Annotated in this window: 22 protein-coding genes; 4 read left to right on the top strand and 18 right to left on the bottom strand. The window is 69.8% G+C overall.

The genetic code is table 11. From position 1 onward, the window contains the following. Positions 1-86: 86 nt before the first annotated feature. Positions 87-560, bottom strand: coding sequence for a hypothetical protein (locus SYYSPA8_RS38170; protein WP_323452114.1), 474 nt, complete (start codon positions 558-560; stop codon positions 87-89). A 67-nt stretch (positions 561-627) separates the two neighbouring features. Next, positions 628-1,107: a hypothetical protein gene (locus tag SYYSPA8_RS38165; RefSeq protein WP_323452113.1), complete on the bottom strand. Its 480-nt coding sequence runs from the start codon at positions 1,105-1,107 to the stop codon at positions 628-630. Positions 1,108-2,215: 1,108 nt separating this feature from the next. On the opposite strand from SYYSPA8_RS38165, the gene SYYSPA8_RS38160 reads away from it, so the two are divergent. Next, entirely contained in the window at positions 2,216-2,446 is a 231-nt protein-coding gene (locus SYYSPA8_RS38160) for a hypothetical protein (protein ID WP_323452112.1), read from the top strand. Between the two features lies 1 nt (position 2,447). On the opposite strand, the gene SYYSPA8_RS38155 is transcribed toward SYYSPA8_RS38160, so the two are convergent. The 6 genes from SYYSPA8_RS38155 to SYYSPA8_RS38130 form a co-directional block, all read right to left on the bottom strand. Further along, positions 2,448-2,924: a DNA-binding protein gene (locus SYYSPA8_RS38155; protein ID WP_323452111.1), complete on the bottom strand. Its 477-nt coding sequence runs from the start codon at positions 2,922-2,924 to the stop codon at positions 2,448-2,450. A 247-nt stretch (positions 2,925-3,171) separates the two neighbouring features. After that, a complete protein-coding gene (locus tag SYYSPA8_RS38150; RefSeq protein ID WP_323452110.1) occupies positions 3,172-3,675 on the bottom strand; it encodes a hypothetical protein in 504 nt (167 codons plus the stop codon). A gap of 117 nt (positions 3,676-3,792) precedes the next feature. Next, positions 3,793-4,323 (bottom strand): hypothetical protein, encoded by a 531-nt coding sequence (locus SYYSPA8_RS38145; RefSeq protein ID WP_323452109.1) that lies wholly within the window; start codon positions 4,321-4,323, stop codon positions 3,793-3,795. 904 nt (positions 4,324-5,227) lie between these two features. Continuing rightward, on the bottom strand, positions 5,228-5,404 hold the full coding sequence (locus SYYSPA8_RS38140; RefSeq protein ID WP_194292124.1) for a hypothetical protein: 177 nt from the start codon (positions 5,402-5,404) through the stop codon (positions 5,228-5,230). A 72-nt stretch (positions 5,405-5,476) separates the two neighbouring features. Further along, positions 5,477-5,698 carry a hypothetical protein gene (locus tag SYYSPA8_RS38135; RefSeq protein ID WP_153524482.1) on the bottom strand — a complete coding sequence of 74 codons (222 nt, stop codon included), beginning with the start codon at positions 5,696-5,698 and terminating at the stop codon, positions 5,477-5,479. Positions 5,699-5,774: 76 nt separating this feature from the next. Further along, the gene (locus SYYSPA8_RS38130; RefSeq protein ID WP_323452108.1) at positions 5,775-6,041 is read right to left on the bottom strand and encodes a hypothetical protein; all 267 of its coding nucleotides are present in this window, start codon (positions 6,039-6,041) and stop codon (positions 5,775-5,777) included. A 685-nt stretch (positions 6,042-6,726) separates the two neighbouring features. On the opposite strand from SYYSPA8_RS38130, the gene SYYSPA8_RS38125 reads away from it, so the two are divergent. Continuing rightward, the gene (locus SYYSPA8_RS38125; protein WP_323452107.1) at positions 6,727-7,014 is read left to right on the top strand and encodes a hypothetical protein; all 288 of its coding nucleotides are present in this window, start codon (positions 6,727-6,729) and stop codon (positions 7,012-7,014) included. A 403-nt stretch (positions 7,015-7,417) separates the two neighbouring features. On the opposite strand, the gene SYYSPA8_RS38120 is transcribed toward SYYSPA8_RS38125, so the two are convergent. From SYYSPA8_RS38120 to SYYSPA8_RS38095, 6 genes are all read right to left on the bottom strand, one after another. Then, positions 7,418-7,702, bottom strand: a complete 285-nt coding sequence (locus SYYSPA8_RS38120) for a hypothetical protein (RefSeq protein ID WP_323452106.1) — start codon at positions 7,700-7,702, stop codon at positions 7,418-7,420. After that, the gene (locus tag SYYSPA8_RS38115) at positions 7,699-8,028 is read right to left on the bottom strand and encodes a hypothetical protein (protein ID WP_323452105.1); all 330 of its coding nucleotides are present in this window, start codon (positions 8,026-8,028) and stop codon (positions 7,699-7,701) included. The genes SYYSPA8_RS38120 and SYYSPA8_RS38115 overlap by 4 nt, the downstream gene beginning before the upstream one ends. A gap of 150 nt (positions 8,029-8,178) precedes the next feature. Beyond that, positions 8,179-8,913, bottom strand: a complete 735-nt coding sequence (locus SYYSPA8_RS38110; protein ID WP_323452104.1) for a hypothetical protein — start codon at positions 8,911-8,913, stop codon at positions 8,179-8,181. Next, a complete protein-coding gene (locus SYYSPA8_RS38105; RefSeq protein ID WP_323452103.1) occupies positions 8,910-9,371 on the bottom strand; it encodes a hypothetical protein in 462 nt (153 codons plus the stop codon). Before SYYSPA8_RS38105 ends, SYYSPA8_RS38110 begins: the two co-directional genes overlap by 4 nt. Continuing rightward, positions 9,368-9,790 carry an ATP-binding protein gene (locus SYYSPA8_RS38100; protein ID WP_228388523.1) on the bottom strand — a complete coding sequence of 141 codons (423 nt, stop codon included), beginning with the start codon at positions 9,788-9,790 and terminating at the stop codon, positions 9,368-9,370. The genes SYYSPA8_RS38105 and SYYSPA8_RS38100 overlap by 4 nt, the downstream gene beginning before the upstream one ends. A 577-nt stretch (positions 9,791-10,367) precedes the next feature. Then, positions 10,368-10,535, bottom strand: coding sequence for a hypothetical protein (locus SYYSPA8_RS38095; protein WP_323452102.1), 168 nt, complete (start codon positions 10,533-10,535; stop codon positions 10,368-10,370). 272 nt (positions 10,536-10,807) lie between these two features. On the opposite strand from SYYSPA8_RS38095, the gene SYYSPA8_RS38090 reads away from it, so the two are divergent. Continuing rightward, positions 10,808-11,659, top strand: a complete 852-nt coding sequence (locus SYYSPA8_RS38090) for a helix-turn-helix domain-containing protein (protein ID WP_323452101.1) — start codon at positions 10,808-10,810, stop codon at positions 11,657-11,659. A gap of 9 nt (positions 11,660-11,668) precedes the next feature. Beyond that, a complete protein-coding gene (locus SYYSPA8_RS38085; RefSeq protein WP_323452100.1) occupies positions 11,669-11,884 on the top strand; it encodes a DUF397 domain-containing protein in 216 nt (71 codons plus the stop codon). 68 nt (positions 11,885-11,952) lie between these two features. Here the strand turns inward: SYYSPA8_RS38085 and SYYSPA8_RS38080 are convergent, their stop codons facing one another. The 4 genes from SYYSPA8_RS38080 to SYYSPA8_RS38065 all read right to left on the bottom strand — a co-directional run bounded on the left by SYYSPA8_RS38080 (position 11,953) and on the right by SYYSPA8_RS38065 (position 15,707). Next, positions 11,953-12,816, bottom strand: a complete 864-nt coding sequence (locus SYYSPA8_RS38080; RefSeq protein WP_323452099.1) for a hypothetical protein — start codon at positions 12,814-12,816, stop codon at positions 11,953-11,955. A gap of 77 nt (positions 12,817-12,893) precedes the next feature. Next, positions 12,894-14,357, bottom strand: a complete 1,464-nt coding sequence (locus SYYSPA8_RS38075; RefSeq protein ID WP_323452098.1) for a hypothetical protein — start codon at positions 14,355-14,357, stop codon at positions 12,894-12,896. A 214-nt stretch (positions 14,358-14,571) separates the two neighbouring features. Further along, positions 14,572-14,811 (bottom strand): hypothetical protein, encoded by a 240-nt coding sequence (locus SYYSPA8_RS38070; protein WP_323452097.1) that lies wholly within the window; start codon positions 14,809-14,811, stop codon positions 14,572-14,574. A gap of 71 nt (positions 14,812-14,882) precedes the next feature. Beyond that, positions 14,883-15,707 carry a ParA family protein gene (locus SYYSPA8_RS38065; RefSeq protein WP_323452096.1) on the bottom strand — a complete coding sequence of 275 codons (825 nt, stop codon included), beginning with the start codon at positions 15,705-15,707 and terminating at the stop codon, positions 14,883-14,885.

The raw sequence follows: 15,707 nt of genomic DNA, 5'->3' as shown, positions 1-15,707 counted from the left end.
GCGCGGCGGCTTGGCCCTCGTCCTCGGCGTGTCCGGTGGCCCGGACCGCCCCCACGTTGGGGGGCGATCCGGGCCCGGACCGGCGCCTACGCTCCGGCGGCCTCGGCGGCCCTCTGTTCCTCTAGGAACTCCTCGGCGTCCTCGACCATCCACGTGACGGCGCAGTCGTATTCGTGGGCTACGTCGATAATCGCGCCCAGCATCGCGGCCACCCTGCCCATACCGGCCTCGTCGGCAGCAAGGGCAGCGTCCAGCCGGATCGGGCGCGATGTGCGGAACTGCTCAGCCGCGCGGGTGAGTTCGGGCGGGCGGATCCGGCCGTCCGCGAGACAGAAGACGTAGGCGATCAGATCGCCCAAGAGCTCGTCGGCGGTCTCCTGCGAGAGGGTGGCCGGGTCTCGTCGGGTCGCGCGGGCCACGGCCTCGACGGCGACGACGCCCAACCGGACACGCTCATCATGTAGATGGAATGAGAACAGATTGGCGGGCGCCTCGGCGGTGTACGCGTCCAGTGCGATGCGGGCCCGGTCCGCCCGGTCCGTCATGGTCAGCTCGGTCATGGTGAGTCCTCTCGGTGTTGGTGGGGTGCTCCGGGGGCGGGTGCCGTTCCCGCCCCCGGAGCTTCAGTCACGCGTCTTGCTCGGCTTCCTCCTCGGCCTTCTCCTCCTCGTAAAAGTCCTTCGCCTGGGCAACGGTCTCGGGCAAGTCACACCCGAAGTGAGCGGCGGCCTCCATCAGGGCGGCGAGCATCGCGGCCGTCTGTCCAGCATCGGCAGCGGCGACCGTGCACAGTGCCGTGAGCGTGACCGGGTAGGGGGTGCGCATCTCCTCGGCAGCGGCGATGATCTGATCCGGGGTGACCTTGTCGTCCACAAGATGGAAGACGTACACGATCAGGTCGCCGATGATCAGTTCGGCGCTGATGTAGTCATTGACGACGTGATCGGCGGGGTTGTGCCGGGTTGCGCGGGCCATGGCCTCGGCGGCGACGACGCCCAACCGGACGCGCTCGAACTCGTTGGGGATGGGGAAGAGGGTGCGGGGCGCCTCGCTCCTGTAGGCGTTGAGGGCGATGGCGGCCCACTCCGCGCGCTCTTCGTTGCTCACCTTGCTCATGTCTCTCCTTCGGATGGGTGCTGGTGGTGGTGTCGGTGGGTGCCGTTCCCTCCCGACATCTAAAAGAATACAGCACTAGGGGTTCACGGTCAATCTGACGCACCATCACCAGACCGGTAAAAGTGCAGGTCAGAGCCCTATCCGAAGAAACTTCGGCCCACTTCTTGGCTTGCACAAGCCAACTCCCCGGGCGTTCCGGACGGCCCTCGGCAGCGGCCCGGCGGCCCGGCCTCGGCGGCCTGGTGCTCGTCCTCGACGCCGTGGCGACCGGCGGCCCGCGACCGGCCCGGCGGCGCGGCCGTGGTCCTGGTGCTCGTCGCCGTGGCGGTCCTCGACGGCGCCCCGGGGGCGGCCCGGCGGCCGTGCGGTCGGGGGGGTGTTTGTGGGGTGCGCGGTGCTCGCGGCGGGATCCCCGCTGTGGTGTGTCGGAGCGCGCCCCGGCCACGGCGAGACCCGCACCGACACGGAGTGACCACACCGGCCCCGGCCCCATCGCGGCAGCAGGAGCCCCCCATCAGCCACGGCCGGGCGGCGCGCTCTCCTCACGCTCCCGCATCCGCGACGGCGCGAGTACGGCGCCCCGCCACCCGGCCACCGGGGCGGACGGCACCCGGACCCCCGCCCGGCACCCCTCCCCCCGCCGCTGCCGTCCTTTCCCACCCCCACCGAACCCGCCGGCCGCCAACGGCGCCGGCCACGGAGGATTACGAACCCTAGGCGCCCAACCAACCGCGCCGGCGGCGTACGGAACACTGACGGGATGGATGAGACGGGTAGAACGGCGGGGGTCACCGCGGCCGAGGTGCGGGAGTCCGATGGGTGGCTCATCGAATGGTTGCGGGCGGAAGCCGTCATGAAGCCGCCACGGCCAGGGTGGGCCTATGGGAGTGTTTCCGCGCTACTCCTGGCACACGGCAGGCTGTTCACTCCGGCTCCGTGGCCGGATGGTGGGCCTCCGCCGGGGGAGCCGGGAAAGTGCTTCATTGAGTCGGTCCAGTACGCGCGGGATTCCGCCGGCGGGCTGGCCTATGTGGAGGGGTGGGCCTGGGATATTGCCTATCCGGTCGAACACGCGTGGTGCTCGACGGGGGCCGGGGTGGTGCGTGATCTGACGTGGCCTCGGCCAGGAACCGCGTACCTCGGGCTGGCGCTCGACGGATCGGCGGCGGCCTCGCTGATGAGCCGGCACGGGCTGGCGATCGTGCACGGCCCGGACGGCTTCGTGTCGTCCATCGGCGCGTCCTGGATGCGTGACGACGTGCCCCCGGGCCTGCTCCTCGACATCGGGCGCCCAATTCCTGCCCCCGCCCTGCCGGACTGCGGCCCGTGAGCTACCGCCGGGCCTCGCGGGCCTTGGACATGATGCGCTCGGCGGTCCGGGTGCTCACGGCGTAGCGGGCGGCGAGCTCGGCGGCGGTGACCGGGCCCCGGCGGCCGGCGTCGGCGGCCTCCAGCTCGGCGCCGACTTCAGGAATGCGGGGGTCGGGGCGCCGGGCCCTGGGCGCCTTGTCCTTTGCCCCAAGCTGCCGACCGCGCTGGTCGGGCCGGGCGGCCTCGGCCTCGGCGGCGGCACGGGTCCACCATCGGCGCCCGTGACGCTCCACCCCGCCGTCCATCCGGCCGGTGGCCGCGTCGGCCCGTACCGTGGACGCGGTCACGCCGATGATGGCGGCGGCCTCGGTGTCGGTGAGCAGATCCGCGGGGCTCGGCCCCTTGGGAAGTGCCGGGATCGGTTGGCCTGCCAGATAGGCGTCTACTTGGGCCGCGTCGTACAGGAGCGGGCGGAGCATCCCCCGGAGGGGCTTCACGGCCTTAGAGAACGCGGCGTGCCGCGTTCTTTTCCATGTGGATGGCGATGTCTCGGCGCGGGCGGCCACGGCGTCAAGATCGAGCGTGGGGCGGCCGTGGGGAATCACTGGGTTGGGCTCCTTCAAGGTGGTGGCGGTGTGAGCGTACGGGGCGCCGTTCGCACGGCGGGTGACCGGCCCCGCGGCAGCGCGGGGGCCGGCGGCTCGATGCCGCCGGCCCCCGCACCCGGGCCCGGCCGGGACCTGATCAGCGGTCCTCGGCTCCGGTGATGGCGATCAGGGCGGCGAGCCCTTCCCATGAGTGGTGCCAGGACTGGTCAAGGCAGTACGACCCGTTCATTCCGTGATCCGCGAGCAGAAAGAACCGCTCCTTCCCGGCCCGCCGGGCGAGCCTCTGAAGGATGCCGTTCGGTACCCGGCGGTCGGCGGCATAGTGCGTGATCCCAGACACCGCGAGTGCTGCGGCAACGGCGGCGGGGTGGAGTCGGACGTCCAGAACCCGGGCACCGATGATCAGCGCGGCACCCTGGGTAGCGGTGTAGGTGAGGCAGTGGCGGGCGCACGCGCGGCGGCCCTCGCGGGTACGGAAGACGTGCACGCTTCCGTCCGGCGCCTTGTACGTCACCGGGGCCGCGTCGGTCGCAGCCTTCGCCTGAGCGTCCGCATCGGTCTGAATCCAGTGGTCGGCGGCGTCGGCGGCGATCCGCAACAGAGCGTAGGCGCTGGCGAAATGGGCAGGGGCGCGGTTCATCGGTGGGTCTCCTTCGGTCTGTGGCGAGTGGGAGCGCTGGGGCAGCGCACGGCGTTGGTGTGCGCTGCGGGGCCCGTCCGGGCCCGGGGCGGGACGTGCTCCGCCCCGGGCTGGCTGCTACTGGCGTTCAGCGCGCTCGCGCATCTGGCGGACGATTGCGCGGTGAGCGGGCGCCGCGTCGTCCCAGAAAGCGATTTCGGCGGCGTCCGCGATGTCCTCGGCCGTGGCGTTGAACTGCCCGGCGGCTCCCGCGAACAGATCGGCAATGGCTCCGGCCAGGGCATCCATGTCGCGCGGGTCGGCGTCGGGGCCCGGCACCCGGGGAACGGCGTGCGGCTCCTGTCCGCCGTATGCGGCGTCCGCCCACACCTCGGGGAGCATCGGCGCGTAGTGGCGCTTGAATGCCTTGGTGAGCACGGCATCCGCCGTGTGCCATCCGTCGGCAAGGTGCAGGATGCTGGTCACCGCCGAAGTGATCTCGCACGCGCTCGTTGCAGATCCGGCGCGCGCGGCGATGTCCGCGAGCCTCCACCCGCGCCGGGCGCGGTCCTCGGGGGTGTCCTCCGGTGCGGCGTCCGCCAGATGACCGCGAACGAGCATCCGACCGATCTCGATGCTGGCTGCGGCCGGGTCCTTGAAGGTCGTCATTTCGGGCCTTTCGGTGGGTGTTGGTGGTGGTGTCGGTGGGTGCCGTTCCCTCCCGACATCTAAAAGAATACAGCACTAGGGGTTCACAGTCAATCTGACGCACCATCACCAGACCGGTAAAAGTGCAGGTCAGAGCCCTATCCGAAGAAACTTCGGCCCACTTCTTGGCTTGCACAAGCCAACTCCCGGGGCGCCCCGGATGGTCCTCGGCGGCGGCCCGGCCTCGGCGGCCTGGTGCTCGTCCTCGACGCCGTGGCGACCGGCGGCCCGCGACCGGCCCGGCGGCGCGGCCGTGGTCCTGGCGCTCGTCCTCGACGGCGCCCCGGGCCGGCTGAGAGGCGGTGACTGGTCGCCCCCGGCGCGTTTCCTCGACGGCGGCCGGGAGCGCGGGCGGGCCCGGACAGCACCCCCGTTGAGGAATGGTCCGGGCCCGTGGTGTTCACCTGCACCGATGTCGGTTCAGGTGATGTCAAGTCCGCATCCGGTGCACACCAGCGCTTCGTCTGCGCCGGATCCGATCCACTCCCCGGGGGCGTCGTAGGGCTGGGGGCACGTGGCGGGCTGATGGGGCCACTCTCGGCCCGGGATGGCCAGGACCAGCCTGCCGGGATATACCCAACAGCCACCGTGGGTGGTGGTCGGGATCGACGGATCCCATGCGGTACCGGCGGGGGCGGGGGTGGTGATGGCGTTCGTCATGGCGGGTTCTCCAAAGGCGCGGACCGGGCCGGGCTTCCCGCCCCGGTCCGCGCTTATACTGGTAGCTGCTTCCGTTTCGGCCTTCGGGCCGGGTGTTGGTGGGAGCGCGGGCCGGTGGATGCCGTCACCTCTAGGGGTGTCCCACCGGCCCTTCCCGTTGTCCGGGGCGCCCGGCCTGTTCGGGCGGCGCGCCCCGGACCGGGGTTCAGCTCCGGCGGTGGCCGGGGGCTCCGGCCGCCGCGTTGCCGTTGGTGCGGGCCTGGCCCTGCTGGAGCCGTACGGCGGCCTTCATCTCGGGGCTCTGCGCTCGCTCGTAGTCGGCGCGGGCCTCGGCGAGCAGTGCCCGTACGGCCTCGCTGGGGGGCTGCTTCTTCGTAGTCATCGGTTCTCCCGGGGTGTTGGTGGCCCCGGGGGCGAGTGCCGTTCCCGCCCCCGGGGGAGGGGACGGGTACGGCTACTGGCGGGCGGCGAGCTCGTCCAAGACCTCGTCCGCGTAGTTCTGAAGGTGGCGGTGGGCGAGCTCCCGCGCGGGGTGCTTGTCCGCGAGCTTCCACAGCTTGATCCCGTAGTGGGCCAAGTAGCCGACGTACTCGCCGAATTCGAGCGTGACGGCCTGTTCCATGTCGGCCTTCACGGTGGCGCGGTCCTCGGCGTACTGCTCAGCGGGTGTCGTCATCTCGGAATCCTCTCGATCGGGTGTTGGTGAGGTGTCCCGGTGGGGGCGGGTGCCGTTCCCACCCCCACCGGGTTGATCATGCGGCTACGTCACAGCCGCAGAGCGTGCGGAATCCATCGGGATCGATCTCGATCTCATCGCCGCAGTCTTCACACGTGGTGCGCATACTCTGCGCCCCCTTCCGGTTGGTGGTGGTGGTGTCGGTGGGTGCCGTTCCCTCCCGACATCTAAAAGAATACAGCACTAGGGGTTCACGGTCAATCTGACGCACCATCACCAGACCGGTAAAAGTGCAGGTCAGAGCCCTATCCGAAGAAACTTCGGCCCACTTCTTGGCTTGCACAAGCCAACTCCCCGGGCGTTCCGGACGGCCCTCGGCAGCGGCCCGGCGGCCCGGCCTCGGCGGCCTGGTGCTCGTCCTCGACGCCGTGGCGACCGGCGGCCCGCGACCGGCCCGGCGGCGCGGCCGTGGTCCTGGTGCTCGTCGCCGTGGCGGTCCTCGACGGCGCCCCGGGGGCGGCCCGGCGGCCGTGCGGTCGGGGGGGTGTTTGTGGGGTGCGCGGTGCTCGCGGCGGGATCCCCGCTGTGGTGTGTCGGAGCGCGCCCCGGCCACGGCGAGACCCGCACCGACACGGAGTGACCACACCGGCCCCGGCCCCATCGCGGCAGCAGGAGCCCCCCATCAGCCACGGCCGGGCGGCGCGCTCTCCTCACGCTCCCGCATCCGCGACGGCGCGAGTACGGCGCCCCGCCACCCGGCCACCGGGGCGGACGGCACCCGGACCCCCGCCCGGCACCCCTCCCCCCGCCGCTGCCGTCCTTTCCCACCCCCACCGAACCCGCCGGCCGCCAACGGCGCCGGCCACGGAGGATTACGAACCCTAGGCGCCCAACCAACCGCGCCGGCACCGTGAGTGCAACCAGTACGCGGGTTGTGGGGAGAGTCAACAGGGCCAGCGGGGCACCGAATTGACGCTAGGGTCCCTTACACGATCCGGCCGGACCGGAAGCGCTTTGGGAGGGGCCCAATGGGTCGATATGAGTACGCGTTCGCCACACCTGATGATCTTGGCGGTCTGGACCGGTACCGCGCCTGGTGCGCGGTGGCCGGGCTGCCCGCTATCAACGGCGGATACGGGCTGCTCATGGTGGATGACGCCTTCGCGGGCCGAGTCACGCGGCTGACTGAAGATGTGGAATACGTGCGCACGCTGGTCACCGCCGGAAAGACAAACAGCGGGGTCGGCGGTTTGCAGATTCCTCCTGGTGTCTTTCCCCTCGTGCGTCCGGGCTGGCCGGACGAGTGGAAGAGCTGACACGGCCCCCGGCGCGGTCGCACCTTGCAGGGCGGCGGCTCGTGCAGAAGAACAGGCAGAGCCCGGCCTATGTGCCTGTTTCTGAACCTCCGGACGAGGGTGCTCGGTAAGCTGAGAGCCGGCGGATCCTGGGCCAAAGTCACCGCGGTGACTTTGAGAACGATCAAGCCGTGGGGCTCCTCGGTGAGCTCCAGGTGGCGTTGCTGGTCAGCACCGTCACGACGTTCACCACATATCCGGCTCACGTCACTCCAGCCTCATCAGTTTCCGTTCGGGCAACGGTCACAGTGACCGTTGCCCGAACGTTTCCCCAAAGCTCCCATTTCGGACCGACCTGCTTTGACCTGCCGGTACGGGGTTCAGGAACAGGCACTATGGCCGGGCTCTGCGGGGTGTTCAGGGGTCAGGGGCCGAACAGCAGGAAGATCACTTCGACCCTGCCCGGGGAGTCCGCCCGCGGTGGGTGGACGCGGTACAGGAGAGTGATCCGGTCCCTGGTGTCCTTGGCCGGCTCGGTGTCGATGCGCCGTAGCTCCGCGCCCTCGATCGGTTCCGTGGAACTGGTGGGGTCGCGGGGCTCGACGGCGAGCCGGTCCAGTACGTCATGAACGGCTCGTCGCCCGCCGCTGCTGAGCCGGGCGAACTCCTCGTACAGCCGGGGCGGTACTTCGACGGTCCAGCGGGTCACCGCGCCGGGCCCTGGGTCTCCAGATAGGCGTACAGGTCGGCGACCGGGGCCGTCTCTGTCGCCCCGGCAAGCGACGCGGCGATAGCGGCCCGTACCTCGGGCCGGGTCCGCAGCGCGAGCGTCCGCCGGGCATCTGCGATCACCTCGGCCTGTGCGGCGCCGAACCGAGCGGCATCGAGCCGGGCATTGAACGCGACGACTTCGGCGGCTCCGAGTAGGGCGAGCTCGGCCCGGAGCTCGGCGAGCGTCTGGGGCCCCTCCCACTCCTCGATCCGGTATGGGTCCGCGTACGCCCGGGGGGGCGTCTCGTGCGGTAGCGCGCTCATCCTGTGACCTCCGTCGCTGCTCGGCTCCTCAACGGTACTCGCGCCTCCGATACATGGCAGTGCCCCCGCCGGATTCGGTCCGGCTGGGGGCTGGGGGCACTGCCCGGAAGTCGGCCGCCTCGGTGGTCGGGGGACGGCGGCCGACGTGGCTCATCTGCTGCGGCGCCACGTCCGTGGGTCGGTCCTGGGGTACCAGTGCCGCGGAATGGTCATGGCCGTAACGCCATGGCCCGCCAGAGCGTGTACGAGACGGTCACGCTGGCTCCCGGGGCCCGTGAGCTCCGCCAGGGCCGGGACGGCGAGCAGCATCACCCCGCCGGCTGTGATCACCCTGTGCACCTTTCTCCATCCCGGCCGTTCCGACAGCGGGCGGGTATGGGGCCCGGTGTCGTACGCCATGGCCTCGACGGTGACCCCGTGGACCTGCTGTACCCACGCCGTGAGCCTGGGCATCAGCCGTTCAGGATCCCGGCCGTCGTGTATGCACGCGTACACCACTCCGGCGCCGCGTGCGGTGCCGGCAAGCTTGGCGGCCGTCTCGGCCGGCTTCGTGCTCCTGGTGCTCCTGCGGACGGGCGCCTTCGGGACCACCTGCTGTATCCGCTCTGCCGCCGTTGCCAGAGCTGCGAGGTAGCGCGTATCCGGGCAGGCAGGATCGTGCGGGTCTGTCCTGAGCCATGCCAGAGCGATTGTTCGCGCCTGCCTGGCGGCCCGGGTGGCCGGCCCTGCGCCCTCGGCGGCGGTGACGGCGGCCCCGATGTGGGCTCTGAGCGCGGCGGCCAGATCGACCGCGACAGCGGGCGGCCCGCCCTCGGCCTCGTACACGGCGAGCTGATCCGTTATCGCCGTGAGCATGTCCGTCGTGGGCCAGGGGCGACGGGTCATTGGGCGTCCTCCGGTGGCAGGGACGCCACGGCGCTGAGCAGATCGCGCGTGGCGCCGGCGAGCCTCATCAGCGCTGCGGCGCGGGCGTCGGGTACGGCTGTCTCTGCGGCGAGAACCTGGGCGGCCCCCACCAGCCAGTAATCCCCGGTCGGGTACGCCTCCGGAATTAGGCGGGCCACACAATCTCGCAGCGCCACGGCGACGGCGTCACGGTCGGCCGCGCTCGCACGGTCGTACCGCCCGGCCAGGACGTGACTGCTGGTCTGCTGCGCTGATCCGTCGTTCAGGGGCTCCCCATCGGCGAGCATCCACGCCCGTAAACTGGTGAGGGCCGCGAAGAACTGGTCACTCTCAAGTCGCTGGCACTTGTCGCCCGGGAGGGGGCTCAAGTCCACCGGCCCCAATGGCTTCCGCCAGTGAGTACCGGCCTGGCGTACCTCCAGCGGCGCGGCGGTCATGTGATCTCCGGGTGGGGACGTACCGCAAACTCGGCTCTGGTGTGGCTGACGCGGATCTCTGCCGTGACATCGGCCCCGCCGTTGGGGGCGGTCCGGCAGTACCACCGATCGGCCAGCGCCTCGATCAGCCAGAGCCCTCGGCCGCTCTCGGCGTTCAGCGGGGCAGGCTGAGCCGTCAGACCTGCGGCGGCGTTACCGGCGTCGGACACTCCGACCGTGGCGGTTCGGCCGTCGTACGCAATGTGCACCACCACCGTCATGCTGACCGTGTGCCGCACGGAGTTGGTGACAAGCTCGCTGGTGATGCTCTCGGCCCTGTCAACTGCCTCGTCAGGCACGCCCCACGTAGTGAGGGAGGTACGCACGGCATGGCGGGCAACTCTCGGGGTGAGAGAGCTTGTTCCCGGCAGAGCGAACATCCCCCACTCCGGCGAAGGGTGAGCGGTGCCGGCGGGCGGGACCGGGTACATGTCGGGGCTCATAGGGGGGGCGCCTCCCGGGTGCGGGGCATGGCCTGAGATCCCGTGCGGCTCGCGTATTCGTCGGCACGATCACGGGTGACGGCAGCGGCCAGGACCTCGTACAACGCATCGGAGTCAGTGGCCTGGGGAAACCGCTCCGCCGGGGGGACAAGCCAGCGGCGGCCACGGTGGTACTCCTGGCGCCTGCTGTCGGTGGGCGGGGGGCAAAGAAGGGTGCCTGCGGTGACCGCTACGCATAAACGGCCCCACTGCGGCAGCGCGGCCCATTGAGCCGCCTCGCCCACCGGTATAAGCCACTCATAGGCGGCCCGGGGCTGGCAGACGAGCAGGGGGCCTTGGGGGACGCCTAGAACGATCAGCCGACCGGCAACGGTGGGGGCAACTCGATCCGTAATCCGTACAACGTCCCAGGTACGCCCTATGGGCACCTCTGCGAGCTGCCCCGTCTCCCATGTCCGGGCAAGTTCGCCCGGGTTGGCACCGGCGGCCAGGGCCCACCGGATCGCATAGTCGGTCACGGGGTGCCCCCGGTGAGTTCGCTCAGGCGGTGCGCGGCCTCGACTGAGGCGGCTAGAGCACGCGCAGCCTTCCGCCGGGCCTCCTCGACCTCGTCAAGCACCTGCGGGGGCGCTTCCTGGGAGTCGTCGGAGGGCTCTTGCTTGCTGCCGATCTGGGACCGCATCCGGTGGCCTCCATGGGTCCGCGGGGCTCGGCGCCACGCATCTGCTCATGCCACCAAGCCGCTACATCCCGTAGTCAACCCCTTTAGAATCCGTCATGCAATCCCATGATGCAAGCCCAGGGTAGATACCCATACGGGTGAGATGGCGAGCGACGGACCAACGTTCCAGCTCAGAAGAGTGATGAAGGGGTGTGCGCGGCGACGTGAGCAGCGATGAGGCAGACTTGCACACAGCAAACCCACGACGACCACAACGAAGGCGGGGACGGCGGATGAGTGAGCCGAGTGGGCCCACGCTCCGGCGACGGAACCTCGGCGGGGAGTTGCGCCGCTTGCGTGAGGCTGCTGACCTTGATCAGGCTGCGGTGGCTCATCATCTTGAGTGCTCCACGTCCAAAATCAGTCGCCTGGAAAATGGCCAGGGACTCGCCAAGGTGATCGAGATTCGATCCATGCTAGACCTATTCGGGGTTACGGACCCCGAAGCGAGATCGACAATTCTGGAAATGCATAAGGCCGCAGGTGAAATCGGCTGGTGGGAGCAAGCCGAATACGAACAGGTCATGCCCAGTGGACTTAGTGTTTACGTCGGCCTGGAGTATGACGCCCGTGCGGTTCAGAGCTGGGAGCTTGGTTTCATCCCTGGACTCCTCCAAACCCGGGATTACGCCCGTGCAGTTCTGGCGGCTCTCCCCAATTCTTCGGATGGGGAAATTACCCGGATGGTAGAAGTTCGGATGCAACGTCAACAGCGGCTGACTTCTTCTTCTCCGCTTGAACTCTGGGCCGTGATTGATGAATCGGTGCTTCATCGACACATCGGGGGAACTGCCGTGATGGCCAGTCAGATCAGATCCCTGGTCAAGTCCACCCACCTGCCCAACATCACGATTCAGGTCTTTCCCCGGAAGAAAGATGTTCACCCGGGTCTGCGGGGAGCTTTCAGCCTCCTCGAATTTCGTCCTCCGGGCCGGACGATCGGCTATGTGGACAGTCCTGCGGGAAACGTGTTCCTGGAAAAGGATCGGCAAGTTCAATCATTGCGCAACACGTTCAGCCGTCTACAGGCCGGGGCGCTCGATCCGGAGGAATCCAATGCGCTCATGCGCGAACTTATTTCATAAGGAGACTAGATGAGCCAAACCCGCCCCCCTGTCCCCGCTCTTGAAAATCTGCGGTGGTTCAAAGCCACGGCCAGCAGTGAGAGCGGCGCCTGTGTGGAGGTCGCAAAAGTCCCGCATGAATGGGTGGCGCTGCGTGACTCCAAGGAGAATGGGGGGCCTGTCGTCACCGTGGCGACCGGAGCGTTTGAGATGTTTATCGCGGGTGTTCAGTCCGGGCGATTCTGAGCCTCACCACAAGCGGGCCGACTGCAATTGCAGTCGGCCCGCTTGTGGTTGGTGGTGCCACTTGTGCTTCAGCGTCGTTTGCTGCGGGTCTGCCGCTTCGGTTGGCGCCGGGTCCGGGCCGGGGCGGCGGGCTCGTCGGCCATAGGTTCGGTGGTCTCCTCGGCGCCGGCCTCGACCTGGCGGCGGGCCTCGCGCTCGGTCTCCAGCTCCGCCCGGACGGCGGCGAGCTGATCCCCCGTCGCCCGTGCCGTGGCCCGTGCCTCCTCCGCCTCCCGGCGTGCCGCCTCGGCGGTGTGCTGTGCCTGCGCGGCGAGCTGCACCGCCACGGCACGGCCGCCCTCGGCCTCCCGCTGTGCCGCCTCGGCCTCGACGAGCCGGACCCGCTGTGCCTCCCCCTCCCGCTGCGCCGCCGCGGTGGTCTCCTCGGCGCCGGCCTCGACCTGGCGGCGGGCCTCGCGCTCCGTCTCCAGCTCCGCCCGGACGGCGGCGAGCTGATCCCCCGTCGCCCGTGCCGTGGCCCGTGCCTCCTCCGCCTCCCGGCGTGCCGCCTCGGCGGTGTGCTGTGCCTGCGCGGCGAGCTGCACCGCCACGGCACGGCCGCCCTCGGCCTCCCGCTGTGCCGCCTCGGCCTCGACGAGCCGGACCCGCTGTGCCTCCCCCTCCCGCTGCGCCGCCGCGAGTTCCGACCGGGCTGTCTGTGCCTCTGCCCGCACTGTGTCGGCTTCGCGGTGTGCCGCCTCGGCGTCAGCCTCGGCCCGCTGTGCCTCGGCACGTGCCTCGCTCGCGGCCTCCTGTGCCGCTCGGAGTGCGGTGCTGGCGTCCAGTGCCCGGCGGACGCGTTCGTGGGCCGCGTCAACCCGGCCCGTCAGCTCAGTCTCTCGCGGGTGAGGCGGCTCGTGATCGCTGTGTGCCGGTGTGGCGGGCCTGGTCATCTCTCCCCTTGCGGCCTGTGTCGGCGCACCTGGTGTGCCGAGTGGTAAGGGGTGCGGCCGACCGGCCGCACCCCTGCTCATGCCTCGACCAACTGAAGCGGCTGGCTCTGGCCCTCGCGGTCCTCGGCATCCTCTGAGTCGGTGGGGCGGAGAGGGGCGATGTACCTGTTTGCGGTCCCCCGGTCCAGCGTGATGCCGTGCTGTTCGAGCTCGTCCAGCAACGTCATAACGATCGCATTCGTGGTCCGTGTGTCGGCCGGGTCGATCCGGTACCGGTACAGGGCTTCAAGGGCTGCCCGCTTCGTTGGGTAGGACCGCAAATCCCGGTGGGGCTGGTCCTGGTGCTCGTCGGCGGCCTCGTCCGTGCCGGGGTCCTGCTGGGGCACACGGGCGGTGACCGTTCCGGGTGTGCCGCTGTGTGCCGCTGCGGCGGCGGACGGGGGCCCGGCCTCGGTGTAGTCGGCCGGCTCGTCGTCTTCACGGCTCGCCGTGCCCGTGTCGGCGCGCTGGGCAGGCAGATGTGTGCCGCTCTGTGCCACGGGGGGCGTGCCGGTCTGTGCCATCACGGCGGCCTCGGCGGTGTCGGCCAGGGCCTCGATGCGCTCGGCGTGTGTCTCCAGCGTGTCCAGTGCTCGGGTGTGCCGCTGGGCCGGGCTCGGCTGTGTCCACGGGGACTCGGAATCCTGGATCTGGAGCGCTGTGGCGAACTTCCGGTGTGCCGCTCGTTGCCGGAAAGCCTCGCGCTGTGCCGGGTCTGTGGCGAGCTCCGCGCGGTCCTGCCACAGAGCGAGCCGCCGGGCGAGCCTGCGCCCCTTCCTGCTGGCGCGGGCTGCCTCCTCCATCCGGTCGTACCGGTCCCAGAGGTCCACGGCCCGGTCAAGGGCCCGGTCCCGGGCGATCTGCTGAGCGCTGCGGTTGCGGTGGGCGAGCCCAAGCCGGGCCATCAGGCGCTCGCGTAGATCCCGGATGATCTGGGCCATGGCGGTCTGGGACTCGTCGCCCGTACGGTGCCTGAGTTCAAGTCCGAGTGCGGAGTGAGCGGCAAGCGCGGACCCGAAGCTACCAACGATGATCCGGACCATGGTGGCCGCAGTGAAACCGTCGCCTTCGACGTACGCGGGGATGGCGGAGAGTGCAGCGAAGATCCACACGGCGGATCCGTACCAACCGGGGCTGCGGCTCTCGCTGGCGCTCATGCGCTCACGGGCACCCAGCACGCACATGGCCAACAGGCTCTCGAACGCCGCGCACGCCAAAATGCGTTCAGCCTCGTTCGTCATGCCCAACCCATCCCGGTCACCTGTGAACCGGTAACTCGTGTTGAGGCTGATGCTGGTGCAGATGATGAACGCCGTCACGGCGGAGAGCGTCCCGACGCTGAATTTCCTCACTCTGACCGGAGCCTTGGCGGTCGTGTCGCCGGTCTTGGCCTTGCGGTACACCGCTGTCATAACGGCGAGCACGGCCGTGAGGACAAGCGCGGCCCCGATCATGACGCCGTTCCGAGCTGTCCACTGGGTGAGCTGCGCAAAGTCCGTCATCGGGCCGCCCTTCGCCCGTTCCGGGGCCGCCCGGGGACTGCGGTCCCCGGGCGGTGGCCGTTGGCCTTACCGTTGTGGTGGTGCATGGGGCCTTCCTCATTCCCGTAGGCCCTGGGGGCGCGCTTCGTGGTAGTCGGGCGTCCCCGGGGCCTTCTTGTTGATCTGGCTCGCTAGCTTGGTAGCGAGCGAGCTAGCTCGCTACCAAGAGCGCGAGTTAGTTCCCCTGCTCGCTCGCGCTCTTGCGTGCTTGCAACTTCTTCAGCTCGGCCGCGTAGGTCTTCCTCAACGCGTGCTCCACGGTGTCCCGCTTCGACCATCCCCGCTCATCGCCCACATAGGCCACGAGCTCGTCCAGCTCCGGCACGACCCGCGTGTTGAGCTGAACCAGTGGAGCGGGCCCCCGCCGGCGCCGCGCCGGGGGCGCCGGGGACGGGCTGGGCTCTGCCGCCGGCATTCGGGGGACAGCCGGGTCAGGTGCTTCCGGGGCGGCCCTCGGCCGGGGGGTGGGTCGCTCGCGGTCACTCATCACACAATCCTCGTCAGTAGATCTCGATAGGTCTGGAACACTCGGTCACCGCCCGCTTTGCCCCCGTACTTGCTGTAGAACTCACCGGCTGAACGTGCTTCCTTGACGATGGCTCGCCATTCCACGTACGGCTTGAGCAGCATTCCGGGGGAGGTGCGTTTGAACTCCTCTTCGGCCCGCCGCGCGTCTCGGGTCCAGACCGCGCCAACGTACGCGGCGCCGAGGATGATCCCCACTTCACGGGGGAGTTTCGGCAACCCGTCCTCGGCCTGGTACCCGTGGAACTTCGCCACGGTGATCTTGGCGCCGTCCACTCCGTCTAGGCCGTCCTCGTCCGGACGGGCGGCGTACACGATCTTCGTGCACGCCGTGAGTCCATTCTGAGTGAGGACACCACCCTGACGGTTCGGGAAATCAAGGGAGACGTACGCGGCGCTCGTGCCGATCAGGCTCCGCCGCAACCGGCGTTCGGCGTGATCGTCGGGGGTCTTCTCCTGGGCGGACAATGCGCGGCTGCTGGGGATGACCCGAAGGTTGCGCGGCCATCCCCTCTCCGGGTCCAGCGGGACGGCGATAGCGTCGGCCCACCCCTCCACATCATCGGCGGCCAGGATGGCGCTCATGTCCAGCGGGTTCCCCTTCTCGTCCAGCTTGGGGCTGGCGCCCGTCCACTTGGTAGCGGCGGCCCGGGGGTCAAGATCGCCCAGGATCACATCTTCGTCAGGGTGCTCGACCGCGTACGCAACCGCCAGAGAAACGGCGCTGGCGGTCTTGGTCACCCCTCCGGTCTCGGAATAGCTCCCCACAACCTGAGTCTCTGTCAT

The sequence above is a fragment of the Streptomyces yaizuensis genome (assembly GCF_034961445.1).
GTDB lineage: Bacteria > Actinomycetota > Actinomycetes > Streptomycetales > Streptomycetaceae > Streptomyces > Streptomyces yaizuensis.
The sequence above is the reverse complement of the archived record's forward strand: the minus strand, read 5'-3'. Positions and strand labels throughout refer to the sequence as shown.

What these genes read in the sequence shown, in the direction of transcription:
- SYYSPA8_RS38150 (WP_323452110.1), bottom strand. Translation starts at nt 3,675, where the DNA reads ATGAACCGCGCCCCTGCCCATTTCGCCAGCGCCTACGCTCTGTTGCGG.
- SYYSPA8_RS38095 (WP_323452102.1), bottom strand. Translation starts at nt 10,535, where the DNA reads ATGCGGTCCCAGATCGGCAGCAAGCAAGAGCCCTCCGACGACTCCCAG.
- SYYSPA8_RS38090 (WP_323452101.1), top strand. Translation starts at nt 10,808, where the DNA reads ATGAGTGAGCCGAGTGGGCCCACGCTCCGGCGACGGAACCTCGGCGGG.
- SYYSPA8_RS38140 (WP_194292124.1), bottom strand. Translation starts at nt 5,404, where the DNA reads ATGACTACGAAGAAGCAGCCCCCCAGCGAGGCCGTACGGGCACTGCTC.
- SYYSPA8_RS38065 (WP_323452096.1), bottom strand. Translation starts at nt 15,707, where the DNA reads ATGACAGAGACTCAGGTTGTGGGGAGCTATTCCGAGACCGGAGGGGTG.
- SYYSPA8_RS38075 (WP_323452098.1), bottom strand. Translation starts at nt 14,357, where the DNA reads ATGACGGACTTTGCGCAGCTCACCCAGTGGACAGCTCGGAACGGCGTC.
- SYYSPA8_RS38115 (WP_323452105.1), bottom strand. Translation starts at nt 8,028, where the DNA reads ATGAGCGCGCTACCGCACGAGACGCCCCCCCGGGCGTACGCGGACCCA.
- SYYSPA8_RS38170 (WP_323452114.1), bottom strand. Translation starts at nt 560, where the DNA reads ATGACCGAGCTGACCATGACGGACCGGGCGGACCGGGCCCGCATCGCA.
- SYYSPA8_RS38110 (WP_323452104.1), bottom strand. Translation starts at nt 8,913, where the DNA reads ATGACCCGTCGCCCCTGGCCCACGACGGACATGCTCACGGCGATAACG.
- SYYSPA8_RS38070 (WP_323452097.1), bottom strand. Translation starts at nt 14,811, where the DNA reads ATGCCGGCGGCAGAGCCCAGCCCGTCCCCGGCGCCCCCGGCGCGGCGC.
- SYYSPA8_RS38135 (WP_153524482.1), bottom strand. Translation starts at nt 5,698, where the DNA reads ATGACGACACCCGCTGAGCAGTACGCCGAGGACCGCGCCACCGTGAAG.
- SYYSPA8_RS38085 (WP_323452100.1), top strand. Translation starts at nt 11,669, where the DNA reads ATGAGCCAAACCCGCCCCCCTGTCCCCGCTCTTGAAAATCTGCGGTGG.
- SYYSPA8_RS38105 (WP_323452103.1), bottom strand. Translation starts at nt 9,371, where the DNA reads ATGACCGCCGCGCCGCTGGAGGTACGCCAGGCCGGTACTCACTGGCGG.
- SYYSPA8_RS38145 (WP_323452109.1), bottom strand. Translation starts at nt 4,323, where the DNA reads ATGACGACCTTCAAGGACCCGGCCGCAGCCAGCATCGAGATCGGTCGG.
- SYYSPA8_RS38125 (WP_323452107.1), top strand. Translation starts at nt 6,727, where the DNA reads ATGGGTCGATATGAGTACGCGTTCGCCACACCTGATGATCTTGGCGGT.
- SYYSPA8_RS38080 (WP_323452099.1), bottom strand. Translation starts at nt 12,816, where the DNA reads ATGACCAGGCCCGCCACACCGGCACACAGCGATCACGAGCCGCCTCAC.
- SYYSPA8_RS38100 (WP_228388523.1), bottom strand. Translation starts at nt 9,790, where the DNA reads ATGTTCGCTCTGCCGGGAACAAGCTCTCTCACCCCGAGAGTTGCCCGC.